Origin of the sequence: Streptomyces endophyticus (assembly GCF_035798155.1) — a bacterium.
In the GTDB taxonomy this organism is placed as follows: Bacteria; Actinomycetota; Actinomycetes; order Streptomycetales; family Streptomycetaceae; genus Streptomyces; species Streptomyces endophyticus.
Map to the genome: position 1 here is coordinate 149196 of NZ_JAOZYC010000207.1, position 14458 is coordinate 163653.

The 14458-nt window shown below is 71.8% G+C and carries 14 protein-coding genes; 11 read left to right on the top strand and 3 right to left on the bottom strand.

What is annotated here, in order from left to right; genetic code table 11:
- The first annotated feature begins 7 nt into the window (after positions 1-7).
- Together OKJ99_RS42290 and OKJ99_RS42295 are read left to right on the top strand one after the other, a co-directional pair.
- Entirely contained in the window at positions 8-1423 is a 1416-nt protein-coding gene (locus OKJ99_RS42290) for an IclR family transcriptional regulator domain-containing protein (protein WP_326023977.1), read from the top strand.
- 72 nt (positions 1424-1495) lie between these two features.
- Positions 1496-2827, top strand: coding sequence for a PP2C family protein-serine/threonine phosphatase (locus tag OKJ99_RS42295; protein ID WP_326023978.1), 1332 nt, complete (start codon positions 1496-1498; stop codon positions 2825-2827).
- On the opposite strand, the gene OKJ99_RS42300 is transcribed toward OKJ99_RS42295, so the two are convergent.
- The gene (locus tag OKJ99_RS42300; RefSeq protein WP_326023979.1) at positions 2755-3390 is read right to left on the bottom strand and encodes an NAD(P)-dependent oxidoreductase; all 636 of its coding nucleotides are present in this window, start codon (positions 3388-3390) and stop codon (positions 2755-2757) included. The genes OKJ99_RS42295 and OKJ99_RS42300 overlap by 73 nt on opposite strands.
- Before the next feature lie 100 nt (positions 3391-3490).
- On the opposite strand from OKJ99_RS42300, the gene OKJ99_RS42305 reads away from it, so the two are divergent.
- Positions 3491-3913, top strand: coding sequence for a hypothetical protein (locus OKJ99_RS42305; RefSeq protein ID WP_326023980.1), 423 nt, complete (start codon positions 3491-3493; stop codon positions 3911-3913).
- Positions 3914-3947: 34 nt separating this feature from the next.
- Here the strand turns inward: OKJ99_RS42305 and OKJ99_RS42310 are convergent, their stop codons facing one another.
- Positions 3948-4379, bottom strand: coding sequence for an SH3 domain-containing protein (locus tag OKJ99_RS42310; protein ID WP_326023981.1), 432 nt, complete (start codon positions 4377-4379; stop codon positions 3948-3950).
- A 174-nt stretch (positions 4380-4553) separates the two neighbouring features.
- On the opposite strand from OKJ99_RS42310, the gene OKJ99_RS42315 reads away from it, so the two are divergent.
- The 5 genes from OKJ99_RS42315 to OKJ99_RS42335 all read left to right on the top strand — a co-directional run bounded on the left by OKJ99_RS42315 (position 4554) and on the right by OKJ99_RS42335 (position 8983).
- Positions 4554-5579 (top strand): ATP-binding cassette domain-containing protein, encoded by a 1026-nt coding sequence (locus tag OKJ99_RS42315; RefSeq protein WP_326023982.1) that lies wholly within the window; start codon positions 4554-4556, stop codon positions 5577-5579.
- Positions 5576-6430: an ABC transporter permease gene (locus OKJ99_RS42320; protein WP_326023983.1), complete on the top strand. Its 855-nt coding sequence runs from the start codon at positions 5576-5578 to the stop codon at positions 6428-6430. The genes OKJ99_RS42315 and OKJ99_RS42320 overlap by 4 nt, the downstream gene beginning before the upstream one ends.
- 70 nt (positions 6431-6500) lie before the next feature.
- On the top strand, positions 6501-7466 hold the full coding sequence (locus tag OKJ99_RS42325) for a hypothetical protein (RefSeq protein ID WP_326023984.1): 966 nt from the start codon (positions 6501-6503) through the stop codon (positions 7464-7466).
- Positions 7396-7890, top strand: a complete 495-nt coding sequence (locus tag OKJ99_RS42330) for a DUF7144 family membrane protein (RefSeq protein WP_326023985.1) — start codon at positions 7396-7398, stop codon at positions 7888-7890. Before OKJ99_RS42325 ends, OKJ99_RS42330 begins: the two co-directional genes overlap by 71 nt.
- A 64-nt stretch (positions 7891-7954) precedes the next feature.
- Complete coding sequence (locus tag OKJ99_RS42335; RefSeq protein ID WP_407700878.1) at positions 7955-8983, top strand: endonuclease/exonuclease/phosphatase family protein; 1029 nt, start codon at positions 7955-7957, stop codon at positions 8981-8983.
- A gap of 140 nt (positions 8984-9123) precedes the next feature.
- Here OKJ99_RS42335 and snpA read toward each other — a convergent pair whose 3' ends face one another.
- On the bottom strand, positions 9124-9816 hold the full coding sequence (gene snpA, locus OKJ99_RS42340) for a snapalysin (protein WP_326024031.1): 693 nt from the start codon (positions 9814-9816) through the stop codon (positions 9124-9126).
- Positions 9817-9941: 125 nt separating this feature from the next.
- Between snpA and OKJ99_RS42345 the strand changes: the two genes are divergently transcribed.
- The 3 genes from OKJ99_RS42345 to metG all read left to right on the top strand — a co-directional run bounded on the left by OKJ99_RS42345 (position 9942) and on the right by metG (position 14441).
- Positions 9942-10874, top strand: coding sequence for a LysR family transcriptional regulator (locus OKJ99_RS42345; RefSeq protein ID WP_326023986.1), 933 nt, complete (start codon positions 9942-9944; stop codon positions 10872-10874).
- A 147-nt stretch (positions 10875-11021) separates the two neighbouring features.
- On the top strand, positions 11022-12566 hold the full coding sequence (locus OKJ99_RS42350) for a VWA domain-containing protein (protein WP_326023987.1): 1545 nt from the start codon (positions 11022-11024) through the stop codon (positions 12564-12566).
- 144 nt (positions 12567-12710) lie between these two features.
- Complete coding sequence (gene metG, locus OKJ99_RS42355) at positions 12711-14441, top strand: methionine--tRNA ligase (protein ID WP_326023988.1); 1731 nt, start codon at positions 12711-12713, stop codon at positions 14439-14441.
- The last annotated feature ends 17 nt before the right edge of the window (positions 14442-14458 follow it).

A 14458-nucleotide genomic window follows, 5' to 3' on the forward strand; every position in this document is an offset into this window, starting at 1 on the left:
TGGCCCCGTGCTCGAAGTACCGACCGTGCCGACCCCGCCCCTGACCCCGCAGCCGCCCGCCGAGGCCGTCGCCCCGCTGATGCGCGGCCTCGACGTGCTGCGGCGCCTCACGGACGCCGAGCACGCCGGGGGCGCGGACGGCACGCTCGCCCTCGCCGAACTCGCCCGCGCCACGGGCCTGGCCCGCTCCACGGTCGACCGGATCTGCGCGACCCTCTCCCACCTGGGCTTCGTACGCCTCGACGGGCGCGACGCCTCGCTCGCCCCGCCCCTGATGACCGTCGCCAACGCCTGCCTGGACGCGCTGCGGGTGCCGGGTCTCCTCGGCCCGCTCGCCGACGAGCTGGCCGACGAGCTCGACGAATCCGTCTCCCTCGCGGTCCCCGACGGCGACGACATCCGCTTCGTCCACCAAGTGCTGCGCAGGCGCGCCCTGTCCATCAGCTTCCGGGTGGGCGATTCCCTCCGGGGCGACGGGTGCGCGCCGGGGCTGGTGTTCCGGGACGGCCTTTCCGTCGCGGTCGACGACCAACTGGTGGAGCCGGGCCTGGTCGCGGTGGCGGTTCCCGTGCGGGGCCCCGACGGTTCGGTGGTGTGCGCGGTGAGCGTGGTGAGCCACACGAGCCGGCATACGGCGGAGGAGCTTCCGGGGGCGGTACGGGAGTCCTTGGACAAGTCCGTACGAGCGATGGAAACGGTGCTGGCAAATCAAGCCCCTGCGGCGATTGAGCAGCGGGGTCCGGGGCAGAGCCCCGCGACCGAGGGGGAAGCTCCCGCAACAATCCAATCGCTCGCCAGAGGCCTCACCGTGCTCACGGCCTTCGACGCCGCCCACCCCGAACTGACCCTCACCCAGGTCGCCGCCCGCACGGGCCTGGCCCGTGCGACGGCCCGCCGCGCCCTCATCACCTACGAACACCTCGGCTACGTCACCCGCGAAGACCACACGTACAGGCTCACCCCCCGCGTCCTCGCCCTCGGCTGCGCGCCCCTGTCGCGCACCACGCTCCCCCGCATCGCCGCACCGCACCTGACGGCCCTGTCGAAGCGGCTCGGCGAATCCGTCGGCCTGTCCGTGCCGGACGGCGACCGGGTGCGGTGCACCGCGCGGGTGACGCCGCGCCGGGTCATGAGCGTCGACATCGGCGTCGGCTCCCGGCTGCCCGCGAAGGACACGGCCGCCGGGCTGCTGCTGCGGGACGGTGGGGAGCTTGCCGTGGCCGACGGGCCCGAGGCCGGGCTGCGGTCGGTCGCCGTGCCGGTGCGGGACCGGTCGGGCCTGCCCGTGTCCGCGCTCGACGTCACCGCCCACCAGGGACGCGGGGACGACGACGCGTGGGCCGAGGCGCTGCGGGACACCGCGGAGCTCATCGCGGCGGACCTGCACGTGACCTCACGCTTCGTGACCGTCCCCGTGCACTGAGACCCGGATCTCAGCGGCGTACGGACTTTCGTCCCTACTCTTCGCGACGAATGCCCCGCATTCTCATACGTGATGACATCTCGTGGCTCGAGCGGCTTCTACTCCTCGATCCGTGGCGCGGGCCCTTCCGACTCCCGCCCCACGGGCGGCTGGCGTGCCGTGGTGCTGCTCGTCGCGGTGATGGCGCTGATCATCACCACCCTCGACGTGGCGACGCCCGCCGACTTCCGGGCCCGCGCCCTGCTCGGCCTCGTGCCGATCATGGTGGCGCTGCTCGCGCCCGTGACCGTCACCGCCGTCGTCACCGGGCTGCTGATCTGCGTCTACGTCGGACTCCAGGCCGTGGCGCCGCTGCCGACCAGCGGGAGCTGGGCCGTGCTCGGGCCGCTGATGATCGGCACCGGTGGCCTCCTCGGCGTGCTGATCGCGCGCCGCAGGGAGGAGCAGCGGGCCCGCGTCCAGGCCCTCACGGACATCGCCGAGGCCACCCAGCGCGCGGTGATGCGCGGCCTGCCCGAGCGCTTCGAGGACCTGCGCATCGCCGACTTCTACCAGCCCGCCGCGCGCGCGGCCCGGGTCGGCGGCGACTGGTACGACTTCCAGCCCTCGCCGTACGGGGTGCGCGCGGTGCTCGGCGACGTCAGCGGCAAGGGTCTGCCCGCGGTGTCCGCCTCGGCGTGGCTGCTCGGCGCGTTCCGGGAGGCGGCGTACCACGAGGAGCGGATCGAGGAGGTGGCGCGGCGCCTGGAGATCGCCATGCAGCGCTACAGCGCCTGGACCCGGATCACCAACGACGAGGGCCTCACGGACGCGTTCTCCACCGGGCTGCTGCTGCACTTCCCGCCGACGGCCCCCGAGTACCTCGACGTCGTCAACTTCGGGCACGAGCCGCCGCTGGTCGTCACCGCGGACGGCCGCGTGCACACCCCCGACCTCCCGGCCGGACTCCCCCTCGGCATGGGGACGCTGGGCGCCGCGGCGCCCGGCATGGCCCGGCTGCCCTTCGGGGTCGGGGACACGCTGATCCTCTTCACCGACGGCGTGACCGAGTGCCGCGACGAGGACGGCACCTTCTACCCCGTGCGCGAGCGGCTGCCGCGCCTGCTGTCCTCGCGCGGCGCGCAGGAGTCGCCCGAGGCGCTGCTGCGCCTCCTCGCGGAGGACCTGCGCGAGCACCGGTACGGCCCGCCGAGCGACGACGCCGCGATCACCGTGATCCGCAGGACGGCGCAGCGCGCGCCGTACGTGAACGAGGCGGACGCCGAGCTGTACGCGTACCGGCCGAAGGAGCCCGCGGACACGGCCGACACCGCCGTTCGGGGTGCCGTGGCTCAGTACGCCACCGACATGCGCTTCCTGGAGTGCGCGTCGCGCTCGATCTCGTCGACGAAGGCCAGCGCGTAGTCCTCCGCGCTGATCCGGCTCTCGCCGTCCGCGTCCATCATCAGCCGGTCGCCGCCGATCCGGAACTCCTCGGTGCGCTCCCCCGGGCCGATCTCCGCGGCCGGCGAGATGTACGTCCAGTCCAGGTCGTCGACCGTGCGCAGAAACGCGAGCACGTCCCGGTGCGCGAGCGCCTCGCCGCGGTACGCGTCGGGGAAGCCCGGCTGGTCCACGAGCGCCTCGCCGGGCGCGACCTCCAGGCTGCCCGCCCCGCCGACCACCACGAGCCGCGCGACCCCGGCCCCGCGCACCCCGGCGACCAGCGCCTGATTGAGCGACAGGAACGGCTTGACCGGGTCGGAGCCGTCGCGGGGCGGCGCGAGGGCGGAGGCCACGGCGTCGTGCCCGCCCGCGAGTTCCGCCAGCCGCTGCACGTCGGAGACGTCCGCCGCGGCCGGCGTGACACCGGCGACGGGCACGTCGCCCGAGCGGCTGACGGCGGTCACATTGTGGCCACGGCCCAGGGCCTCGGCGGCGATGCGGCTGCCGACCATGCCGGTGGCGCCCAGGAGCAGGATGTTCATGGGCTCAGCGAAACACGGTGTGCCACCGCGCGCATGTTGCGAAGGGCGTGCCACGAGAGGTCAATGGAAGGCGAGGGGGTCTGGCAGAAAGGAGCCCGTCATGGCTCAGCATGCGGCACCCGCACCGGGGCGTAAGCCCGGTGGCGTGGCACTCTCCCCGACGAGCGCGGCCGTCGTCATTCCCGTCGTGACCGGCATCGCGTACGGCTTCTGGGCGGCGAGCATCGACCGCTTCGGCGGCGAGGTCACCGGAGCCAACATCGCGCTCGGCTTCGTCACGGGCATCATCGTGGCGGCGCTCTGCTTCGGCATCCATCACTGGTCGAAGCAGCAGGCGGGCCGGCACTTCCTCGCGCGGGCCTCCGCCTGGGGCGCGTTCGCCGGCATCGCGATCGGCTTCCTGCACAGCCTCTCGGATCCCGCGATCCTCTGGTCGATCATGCTCGGCCTGGTCATCGGGGCGTCCACGTTCGTGGGCACGTACTACCGGTACTACTCGGCGAGTGAGTACGCGCCCGTATAGCTGGATACCCGGCTAGCCGTATAGAACGTACGTTCTAGTACCAGACGCCGAACTCCCGGGACTCGGTCTCCCGGTAGTACCAGCCGCTCGGGCCGTGGTCGTGATCGTGCCGCGGCCCGTCGGAGGGCGCCCGGGACGTACAGCTCGGCACGCCACGGCCACCGGTGTCGACGTACGCGGCGCTGGCCCAGCCACGGGCGCCCGTGAACCAGTACCAGGTCGAGGTGCCGTGCACGGACGAGCCGTCGGTGGCGCACTCGACGCGGTCCTGGCTGCCCGGCGCGAGCCGGTACACGACGGACGCCGAGGTGCTCGGCCCCGAACGCAGGTTGAGATCGGACCGGGAGACGACCGTCCCCCAGACGACGTCTCCGCTGTTCGCACTGGCCGGTGCCGCGGCGGTCACGGCGAGCAGTCCGCCCGCCAGAAGCCCGGCGGCAGCCAGGGCCGGAGTGGTTCGGCGCATGATCGGCCTCCTAGGTGAGCCCCAGGGTCCTTCTGGCTCTCCACATCCCCACGTCCAGGAAACACCCGTTCGGCCCAGTGCTCCACCGGAGCCCCCGCGGCCCGCCGGCCGGCCGATGAGTTCCCGTGGCGGGGCCGGTCTTCCTCTGTGACGTGACCGAGAGGGGCACCCGACATGAGCACCACCGCCACCACGACCGGCCTGGCCATCGAGACCGCGGGCCTCGTCAAGACCTTCGGCGACAACCGCGCCGTCGACGGCGTCGACCTGACCGTCCCGGCCGGCACGGTCTACGGCGTGCTCGGACCGAACGGCGCGGGCAAGACCACCGCCGTGAAGATGCTCGCCACGCTGCTGCGGCCCGACGCGGGCGAGGCCCACGTCTTCGGCCACGACGTGGTGCGCGAGGCCGACGCCGTGCGTTCCCGCGTCAGCCTCACCGGGCAGTACGCGTCGGTCGACGAGGACCTGACGGGCCACGAGAACCTCGTGCTGCTCGCCCGCCTGACCGGCCACGGCAAGAAGCCGGCCGCCGCCAGGGCCGACCAACTCCTCGACGCCTTCGGCCTGTTGGAGGCATCAGGCCGCCAGGTGAAGAACTATTCGGGCGGCATGCGGCGCCGTATCGACATCGCCGCTTCCATCCTCAACACCCCCGACCTGCTGTTCCTGGACGAGCCGACCACGGGGCTCGACCCGCGCAGCCGCAACCAGGTGTGGGAGATCGTCCGCGCGGTCGTCGCGCAGGGCACGACGGTCCTCCTGACCACGCAGTACCTCGACGAGGCCGACCAGCTGGCGTCCCGGATCGCCGTCATCGACAAGGGCCGCGTGATCGCCGAGGGCACCAAGGGCGAGCTGAAGTCGTCGGTCGGCTCCGGCTCCGTCCACGTACGCCTGCGCGACGCGCACCAACGCCCGGACGCCGAACGGCTGTTGAACACCGTGCTCGACGCCCAGGTGGTCCTGGAGCCCGACCCCGTGGCGCTCACCGCCCGCGTCGGCGGCGCCTCCAACGGCCGGGGCGCCGCCGAGCAGGCCTCCCGCGCGCTGGCCGAACTGGCCGCCGCCCGCATCACCGTGGACACCTTCGCCCTCGGCCAGCCCAGCCTCGACGAGGTGTTCCTGGCCCTCACCGACCAGCCCGTACAGGACCAGCGTCCCGTACGGGACCAGACGTCCGAGGAGGCGACGGCATGACCACCGCCACCACCGCCGGTACCGACGCGCAGGACCTCGCCCCGGTCAGCGCCGAATCCCTCGCCGAGCTGCTCATCGCCAAGGAGCGCCCGCCCCGGCCCAGCGCCCTGTCCGCTTCGCTCACGTTCGGCTGGCGCGCGATCCTGAAGATCAAGCACGTGCCGGAGCAGCTCTTCGACGTCACGGCGTTCCCGGTCATGATGGTGCTGATGTACACGTACCTGTTCGGCGGCGCCCTGGCCGGTTCCCCGAGCGAGTACATCCAGTACCTGCTGCCCGGCATCCTCGTCATGTCGGTCGTGATGATCACGATGTACACGGGCGTCTCGGTCAACACCGACATCGAGAAGGGCGTCTTCGACCGCTTCCGTACGCTGCCGATCTGGCGCCCCGCCGTCATGGTCGGGTACCTCCTCGGCGACGCCCTGCGCTACACGATCGCGTCCGTCGTGATGCTCGTGGTCGGCCTGATCATGGGGTTCCGGCCGGACGGCGGGGTCCTCGGCGTCCTCGCGGCCATCGTGGTCCTGCTCGTCTTTTCCTTCGCGTTCTCGTGGATCTGGACGATGTTCGGGCTGTTGCTGCGCACCGAGAAGTCGGTGATGGGCGTCAGCATGATGGTGATCTTCCCGCTGACGTTCCTCAGCGACATCTTCGTGAAGCCCGAGACCATGCCGGGCTGGCTGCAGGCCTTCGTCAACAACAACCCCGTCACCCACGTCGCGTCCGCCGTGCGCGGCCTGATGGAAGGCGACTGGCCGACGAGCGCGGTGCTGTGGTCCCTGGGCTGGGCGGCGCTGCTGATCGCCGTGTTCGGGCCCGTCACGATGCGCCTCTACAACCGCAAGTAGGGGCTGAGCAGGTAGTCCGTATGCACGTACCCCGCTCGCGCCTCGCGCGGGCGGGGACTTGCCTGGGACGGTGACCCGAAAAGCGCTGGCCCCCCTCTCCACGGTGCTGCTCGTCCTCGCCTGCCTGCTCGTTCCGCTCGGCACGCTCTCCACCTGGGCGAAGTACGGGATCGGCGACAGCGACCGGTACGTGTCCACGATGGCGCCGCTGGCCGGCGACCCGGACGTACAGAACGCGGTGGCCGACGCGGTGACCACCGAGGTCATGAAGAACCTCGACATGGGCGCGCTCGAGTCGGTCGTCGAGGACTATCTGCACGACGCGGTCGTCTCGTTCACGGACACCGACGCCTTCCGCGGCGCCTGGAACACCGCGAACCGCGCCGCCCACGACGCCGTGCAGCAGGCCCTCGACGAGGGCACCACGGGGCCCGTCACACTCGACCTGGCCCCCGTCACCCGGCAGGTCAAGCAGCAGTTGGAGGCGGACGGCGTGCCGTTCGCCGAGCGGATCCCGGTCGCCCACACCGAGGTCACCCTGCTGTCCGCCGGCGACCTGGCCACGCTGCGCAAGGGCTTCCACACGCTCCAACTCGCGGGCCTGTGGCTGCCGTTGGCCGCCGTGGTGTGCGCCGCCGCGGGTCTCGCGCTCGCCGCCCGCCGCCGTCGCGCGCTCGCCTGGACGGCCCTCGGTGTCGCCCTGGGCGCGGCCGCGCTGCTCATCGCGTTGCCGCTGGCCCGCGCGCTGACGCTTTCCGACATCTCCGACGCCGCGAACAAGGCGGCAACCGCCTCGGTCTACGACGCCCTGACGTCGCCGCTGCGCACCGCGTCGTGGGTGCTCGTCGCCGTGGGCGCGGTGGTGGCGCTCGCGGTGTGGCTCGGCAGACACCCGTTCAGCCGCGTCCGGAATGCCACCGACCTGCTCCGGCGCGAGCATTCCGATGACACGAGGAGGCGCTCGCATGACGCACACACCACCGGAAACCGAGCCGACGACCGCCTGGTCCCAGGACCACCGCACACCCGAACCTGACCCCACGCGCGGCGAGGGCCCGCGCGGCGACTGGGCGGCCGGCGGCTCCCTGTTCGCCGGCGTCCTGATGCTGGTCAGCGGCTGCCTCGGCGTCCTCAACGGGATCGCCGCCATCGCCAAGGACGACGTCTACAGCCGGATCGGCGACTACGTCTACGCCTTCGACCTCACCACGTGGGGCTGGATCCACCTGGTGATCGGCGCGCTCGTCGCGGTCACCGGCTGGGGCGTGCTCAAGGGCAAGGACTGGGCACGCGGCGCGGGCATCGGCTTCGGCGCGCTCTACGTCGTCGAGTACTTCCTGTTCCTGCCGTACGCGCCCGTGTGGTCGGTCATCTCCATCGGCATCGGCGTCTTCGTCATCTGGGCGCTCGCCACGGACCACGGCCGCGCCCCCAACCCCCGGGCCGCCAAACCGGCCTGACCGGCGGGTACCCGGCTAACCTGAATAACTCCGAACGGAGCGGTACGGAGACGGGGGCCGGGCCTTGGACCAGGGGCAGCAGCACATCACGCACGACGCGCCCGGCGTCCCGCGGTACGCACCGCGGGAGGCCGGGCGCCACCGTGTGAACAGGACGGGAGCGTGGGCGGCGGCGCTGCTGCTCGCGGGCGTCAGCGCGGTCGTCGCCTTCCGGGCCGCGGGCCGTGACGGCCCTACACCCGTCCCCCAACTCCTCGCGTTCCTCCCCTGGTTGCTCGCCCCCACGGCCGCCGCCCTGCTCCTCGCGCTGCTGTCGCGCTGGCGTACGGGAATGGTCTGGGGCGTCGTCGTGCTCGGCGCGCTCGCCTGGTACATGGAGCCGTACGGGCCGTCCGGGTCGGCCGGCTCGCCGGACGGTGCCCCCGTCTCCGGCGTCCGGGTGCTCGCGTCCAACGTCCAGTTCAGCCGTGGCACCAACGCGCTGATCGACACGGTCACCCGGCACCGCCCCGACCTCGTCTTCGTCGAGGAGTGCGGCGGCCCCTGCCGGGACGCGCTGGACCGCGAGTCGCTGCGCGCCCGCTACCCGCACCGGCGGGCCGTGGCGGCGGACGGCTCCGAGGGCTCGATGATCCTGAGCAGGTTCCCGCTGAAGGCGGCGCCGACGGTGGCCGGGACGATGGGCATGCCGGCCGCCGTCGCGGACGTACGCGGTCACGCGGTGCGCCTGCAACTCGCCCATCCCATGCCGCCGCTGCCCGACCAGGTGGGCGTGTGGACGACGGAACTGGGCCGCCTCGCGGACGTGGCGCGGGCCACCGAAGGGCCCGGGATCATGGCGGGGGACTTCAACGCGACGCAGGACCACGCGGCGTTCCGCCGGATCCTCGACGCGGGGGCGCTGCACGACGCGGCCCGCCTCACCGGTCACGCCCGCACCCCGAGCTGGCCGTCGACGGCGCCGGGACCGCTGGGCACGCAGATCGACCACGTACTGGTGACCGACGACTTCTCGGCGGACAAGGCCCGCTTCATCGACCTCGCGGACACGGACCACCGGGCGCTCCTGGTGGACCTGACGCTGCACGGCTGAGAGCCCGCGCGCGCCGCACCGGGCCACCGCCCAAGGGGAGTCGGACGGTGGCCCGGTGTGTGCGAGAGACGGCGGCCCGCTGCGGTCAGGTCGCAGGTGGGGCCGGGCCGCGCGCCTCGACCGTCGGACCGGCTGGCGCCCTAGCGCAGCTCGGCCTCCGCCTTGTGCAGGGCCTTGGCGAACCCGTTGGCCCACAGGGATTCCACCTGGGCCTTCTCGTTCGCGTCCGGGTTCGGGTTGGTGCACGAGGGGCCGGGACCGCCGCCCGACATCAGCTCGCTGCACGGCCCCTCGTAGTGATCGGGGAGGCCGAGCACATGGCCCGTCTCGTGCGTGGTCACGCGCGTGGAGTCGTACTGCTGGTTCTGCGCGTAGTCCAGGAAGACGAAGCCGCTGCCGTGCCCGTCCGTCGACGCGTACGAACCGCGCGAGTCGTTGCCCTCGCGGTACGAGAAGTCGCCGCCGCCGGACGAGGCCTGGAGCTTCACGTTCGACACGGACGAGTTCCAGATCGACGCGCTGTTCGCTATCTGCTGCTGGAAGGTGGGGGCTTGTGAGGCGTCGTACGAGACGGTGACGGACGCGGCGCCCGGGTTGGCGGCCCGCTTCTCGGCGACGGACTTCAGGACGGCCTGGAAGAACGCCTTGTTGGCGGCGGCCTCCTCGGCGGAACCGGCGTACCGCGCGTACGAGGACGCGGACGTCTGGTGGGAGGAAGCCTGGTCAGGGGTCGCCTGGTGGGCGACCGCCGGGCTCGCGGCGAGGGCGGTGACGGTGAGGCCGGCGCCGAAGGCACAGGCGAGCAGACGGATGACCGTGGGGGGTGGTGTCATGTCCATGCGTGAGAGTGTGGGGCGGGCGGGACGCACGGGAAAGATGCCACTGCGCGATAACTCCGCGCTATCACCACACAGTTGACTCTGGTGCGGCGTACGGGACCGGCCTACGCTCAACGCCCATGGAGCTGGAAGTGCGGCACCTGCGCGTCCTGTGCGCGATCGAGGACACCGGCAGCCTGCACAAGGCGGCCCGTCACCTGGGCATGACCCAGCCCGCCCTCAGCACCCAGCTGCGCCGCATCGAGGACCACCTCGGCGGCCGCCTGTTCACCCGCGAACGCACCGGCTGCCGCCCGACCCCGCTCGGCCGCACCCTGCTCACGCGGGCCCGCCCGCTGGTGGACGACCTGCGCGTACTGGTCGACGAGACCCGCGCGATGGCGCAGGACGCGGCCGGTGACCGCCTGCGCATCGGCTCCACGGCCAGCCGCGCGATACCGGGCTGGCTGCGCCGCCTGCGCGCGAGCTCACCGCACGAGCCGTCGCTGCGCATGGACGTCTCGGCGCACGCGCTGCTCCGCCTGGTGGCCGAGGGCGGCCTCGACGTGGCCTTCGTCCACGAGGTGGAGGGCAGCCCTCTGCGCATCCCGGAGGCCCTGACCTGCAAGGTTCTCCTTGCCCGCGAACCCCAGTACGTCTCCCTGCCGGCGGACCACCCGGCGGCGGGCAGCCCGGTCGTGCGCCTGACGGACCTGGCGGAGGACCGCTGGATGATCGACCCGACGGTGGACGGCGAATGGGACGGCCTGCTCCGCGCGTTCCGCTCGGCGGGCCTCAACCCTCGCGTCCTGCACGGTGATTACCTGACCGCGTCCAACCTCGTCGCGACCGGCGAGGTGGTGACGCTCTGCCAACCGACGTCCCTCGCCCGCCCCGACATGGCGATCCGCCCCCTGGAGGGCGACCCGGTGGCCGTCCGCCTCCTCCTCGCGGCCCGCTCCGCGCCCGTTCTGGACGCGGTGCTGCCGGCCCTTCGAGAGGCCTATTGGGAGTCGGCACACCAGTCACCGGCGTATCGGACACGGCTCACGGAGTCGGGCGTGATCGACTGAATCCACACAGAAAGGGCGGCAGTTGTCCGCTCGGTCGAACGGCCCGACCCTGCCCAAGATCACGGCCCGCGGCGGCTAACCTTACGTGTCCGCCCTGGCCAGGGGTTCCAGGGACGTCGGGGACAACTCATGCGGAAGGTTGCGCACATGGGCATTCTGGATCTGCTACGGAACACGTTCGGGCGGTCACGCAAGAAAGACGAGACCGCTGCCACGTCGGACCCAGCGCCTGCCGCTGCCGCTCCGGACCAGGCACCAACGGTCCCGGCTCCGTCCAAGGGCGAGGCCGACGAGCTGGTCTCAGCGGCTTTCGACAACATCTCGGTCCCGAAGCCGTCGAGCCCGGTGGGCGGCGAACGCCTGACACCGGAGTCACCGGCCGAGCCGAAGACCGAGGTTGCGGCTGAGCCGGCCGAGCCGGAGATCGAGGCGGAGGTCGAGGCGGAAGCTGCGGCGCCGGCTGCGACCGAGGAGAAGGCGGAGCCCAAGACTGAGGTTGCGGCTGAGGCACCGGCTCCGGCCGAGGAGAAGGTCGAGGCGGAGGCTCCGGCTGAGCCCAAGACCGAGGCCGAGGACAAGAACAAGGACAACGCCGAGGACGAAACCAAGGCCGCCGCCGAAGACCCGGCCCCCGCTGTGGCCAAGGCCAACGACGACGCCGAGGACGCGGCTGCCGCCCCCGCTGTGGGCAATCGTCCCGCAGGGCGGGACGGGTGGGCACAGCCCCCGGCGCAGGCTGAAGAGGACAAGGGGGCCGACCCCGTCGCGGTGGAGGAACCCACCCCGGCGCAGCCCGAAGAGACCGAGGAGGTCGACCCCGTCGCGGCGAAGACCCCGTCGCAGGCCGAAGAGACCGAAAAGGTCGACCCCGCCCCGGTAAAGACCCCGGCTCAGCCCGACAAGACCGAAGACGTCGACCCCGCCCCGGTAAAGACCCCGGCGCAGGCCGACAAGACCGAAAAGGTCGACCCCGTCGCGGCAAACACCACGGCTCAGGCCGAAGAAACCGAAGACGCCAAGCCCGGCAAACCCGCCCACACTTCCGCCAAGGTCAAGACCCGCGCCCCCGGCCTCGCGGCAGCCCACTCCGCCGCCGGCACGGCACTGAAGAAGAAGGGCCTCACCGGCACCCGCGCCACGGTCTACCTCGTCCTGGACCGCTCCGGCTCCATGCGCTCGTACTACAAGAACGGCTCGACCACCGCCCTCGCGGAGCAGACCGTCGCGCTCGCCGCCCACCTCGACCACCGCGAGACCCCCACCGTCCACACGGTGATCTTCTCGACGGACATCGACGCCTCCGGCGACCTCACCCTGGACGCGTACGAGGGCAAGGTCGACGCGTGGCACGCGGAGGCGGGCCGGATGGGCCGCACCAGCTACCACCGCGCGATCGAGGAGATCGTGGCGCACCACGAGAAGTCGGACGACCCCAAGGCCCCGGCCCTGGTGATCTTCCAGACGGACGGCCCCCCGGACGTCCAGCGCCCGGCGAACGAGGCCCTCGCACAGGCGGCCGAGCACCCGCTCTTCTTCCAGTTCGTGACGTTCGGCGACCCGGACTCGAAGAACTTCGACTACCTCCGCAAGCTGAAGGCGGAGAACGCCGCGGTCTTCCACGCGGGCGAGACCCCGCTGGAACTCACGGACGCCGAGCTCTACAAGGGCCTCCTGGAGGCCTGGCGCCCGTAGGACCCGCACCCCCGCCCACAACCCCGCTCAGCAGGGCCCCGAACCCCATGGCCGTCCGCGCAGTAACACACCGCGCGGGCGGCCGCCCCATGTCGGCTACGCTTTCTAGATTCCACCCACGTCACAACCCGGGAGCAGCCCCCGATGGCTCGACACCTCATCACCAGCGCCCTTCCGTACATCAACGGGATCAAGCACCTGGGCAACATGGTGGGGTCCATGCTCCCGGCCGACGTGTACTCCCGCTACCTGCGCCTGCGCGGCCACGACGTGCTGTACATCTGCGCGACGGACGAGCACGGCACGCCCGCCGAGCTGGCGGCCAAGGAGCGCGGCATCCCGGTCGCCGAGTTCTGCGCGCAGGCGCACGACGCGCAGAAGGCGGTCTACGACGGGTTCGGTCTCGCCTTCGACCACTTCGGCCGCAGCTCCTCGGAGCAGAACGCGGAGATCACCCAGCACTTCGCCCGCAAGCTGAACGAGAACGGGTTCATCGAGGAGCGCGCCATCCGGCAGGTGTACTCGCCCGCCGACGGCCGCTTCCTGCCCGACCGTTACGTCGAGGGCACCTGCCCGCACTGCGGCTACGACAAGGCCCGCGGCGACCAGTGCGAGAACTGCACGCGCGTGCTCGACCCCACCGACCTGATCAACCCGCGCTCCGCGATCTCCGGCTCCACCGAGCTCGAGGTCCGCGAGACCAAGCATCTCTTCCTGCTCCAGTCGAAGCTGCAGGTCGAGGTCGAGGCGTGGATCGACGAGGTCGCCGACGAGTGGCCGCAGCTCGCCTCCTCCATCGCCCGCAAGTGGCTGACCGAGGGCCTGAACGACCGCGCCATCACGCGTGACCTGGACTGGGGCGTCCCGGTCCCGGCGGACACGTGGCCCGAGCTGGCGGCCGACGGCAAGGTCTTCTACGTATGGTTCGACGCCCCGATCGAGTACATCGGCGCGACGAAGGAGTGGGCGGACCAGGCTCCCGACGGTGAGACGCGCGACTGGAAGTCGTGGTGGTACGAGCCGGCCGGCGCCTCCGACGTCCGGTACACGGAGTTCATGGCGAAGGACAACGTCCCGTTCCACAGCGTCATGTTCCCGGCCACCGAGATGGGCATCCGCGAGCCGTGGAAGAAGGTCGACTACCTCAAGGCCTTCAACTGGCTGACGTACTACGGCGGCAAGTTCTCCACCTCGCAGAAGCGCGGTGTCTTCACCGACCAGGCCCTGGAGATCCTCCCGGCCGACTACTGGCGCTACTTCCTCATCGCGAACGCCCCCGAGTCCGACGACTCCTCCTTCACGTGGGAGCACTTCACCGCGACGGTGAACAAGGACCTGGCCGACACCCTCGGCAACTTCGTCAACCGCGTGCTGTCCTTCTCCCGCAAGCGCTTCGGCGACGACGTCCCCGCGGGCGGCGCACCGGGCGAGACCGAGACGAAGCTCGGCGAGCAGATCGCCGAACTCCTCGCCGAGTACGAGACCCAGATGGAGGCCCTCCAGTTCCGCAAGGCCGCGGCGGCGCTGCGCGCCCTGTGGTCCGCGGGCAACTCCTACCTGGAGGAGAAGGCACCCTGGCTGGAGATCAAGACCGACAAGGACGCCGCGGCCCTCACGCTGCGCACCGCGATGAACCTCATCCGCCTCTACGCGGTGGTCTCCGAGCCCTTCATCCCGGCGTCGGCCGCCGCCATGCGCGCCGCGTTCGACCTGCCCGGCGACGACGCCGCCTGGGTCACCGCCGAGGAGGCCACGTCGCTGACCACGGTCCCGGCCGGCACCCCGTTCACCGTGCCCCCTGTCCTCTTCGCGAAGATCACGGACGAGGACCTGGAGTCCTACAAGGAGCGCTTCGGCGGCGCACCGGACGCGTAACGAAGACCGCACGAAGG

What these genes read in the sequence shown, in the direction of transcription:
- OKJ99_RS42350 (WP_326023987.1), top strand. Translation starts at nt 11,022, where the DNA reads ATGGGCATTCTGGATCTGCTACGGAACACGTTCGGGCGGTCACGCAAG.
- OKJ99_RS42330 (WP_326023985.1), top strand. Translation starts at nt 7,396, where the DNA reads ATGACGCACACACCACCGGAAACCGAGCCGACGACCGCCTGGTCCCAG.
- OKJ99_RS42315 (WP_326023982.1), top strand. Translation starts at nt 4,554, where the DNA reads ATGAGCACCACCGCCACCACGACCGGCCTGGCCATCGAGACCGCGGGC.
- OKJ99_RS42305 (WP_326023980.1), top strand. Translation starts at nt 3,491, where the DNA reads ATGGCTCAGCATGCGGCACCCGCACCGGGGCGTAAGCCCGGTGGCGTG.
- metG (WP_326023988.1), top strand. Translation starts at nt 12,711, where the DNA reads ATGGCTCGACACCTCATCACCAGCGCCCTTCCGTACATCAACGGGATC.
- OKJ99_RS42345 (WP_326023986.1), top strand. Translation starts at nt 9,942, where the DNA reads ATGGAGCTGGAAGTGCGGCACCTGCGCGTCCTGTGCGCGATCGAGGAC.
- OKJ99_RS42320 (WP_326023983.1), top strand. Translation starts at nt 5,576, where the DNA reads ATGACCACCGCCACCACCGCCGGTACCGACGCGCAGGACCTCGCCCCG.
- OKJ99_RS42300 (WP_326023979.1), bottom strand. Translation starts at nt 3,390, where the DNA reads ATGAACATCCTGCTCCTGGGCGCCACCGGCATGGTCGGCAGCCGCATC.
- OKJ99_RS42295 (WP_326023978.1), top strand. Translation starts at nt 1,496, where the DNA reads ATGACATCTCGTGGCTCGAGCGGCTTCTACTCCTCGATCCGTGGCGCG.
- snpA (WP_326024031.1), bottom strand. Translation starts at nt 9,816, where the DNA reads ATGACACCACCCCCCACGGTCATCCGTCTGCTCGCCTGTGCCTTCGGC.
- OKJ99_RS42310 (WP_326023981.1), bottom strand. Translation starts at nt 4,379, where the DNA reads ATGCGCCGAACCACTCCGGCCCTGGCTGCCGCCGGGCTTCTGGCGGGC.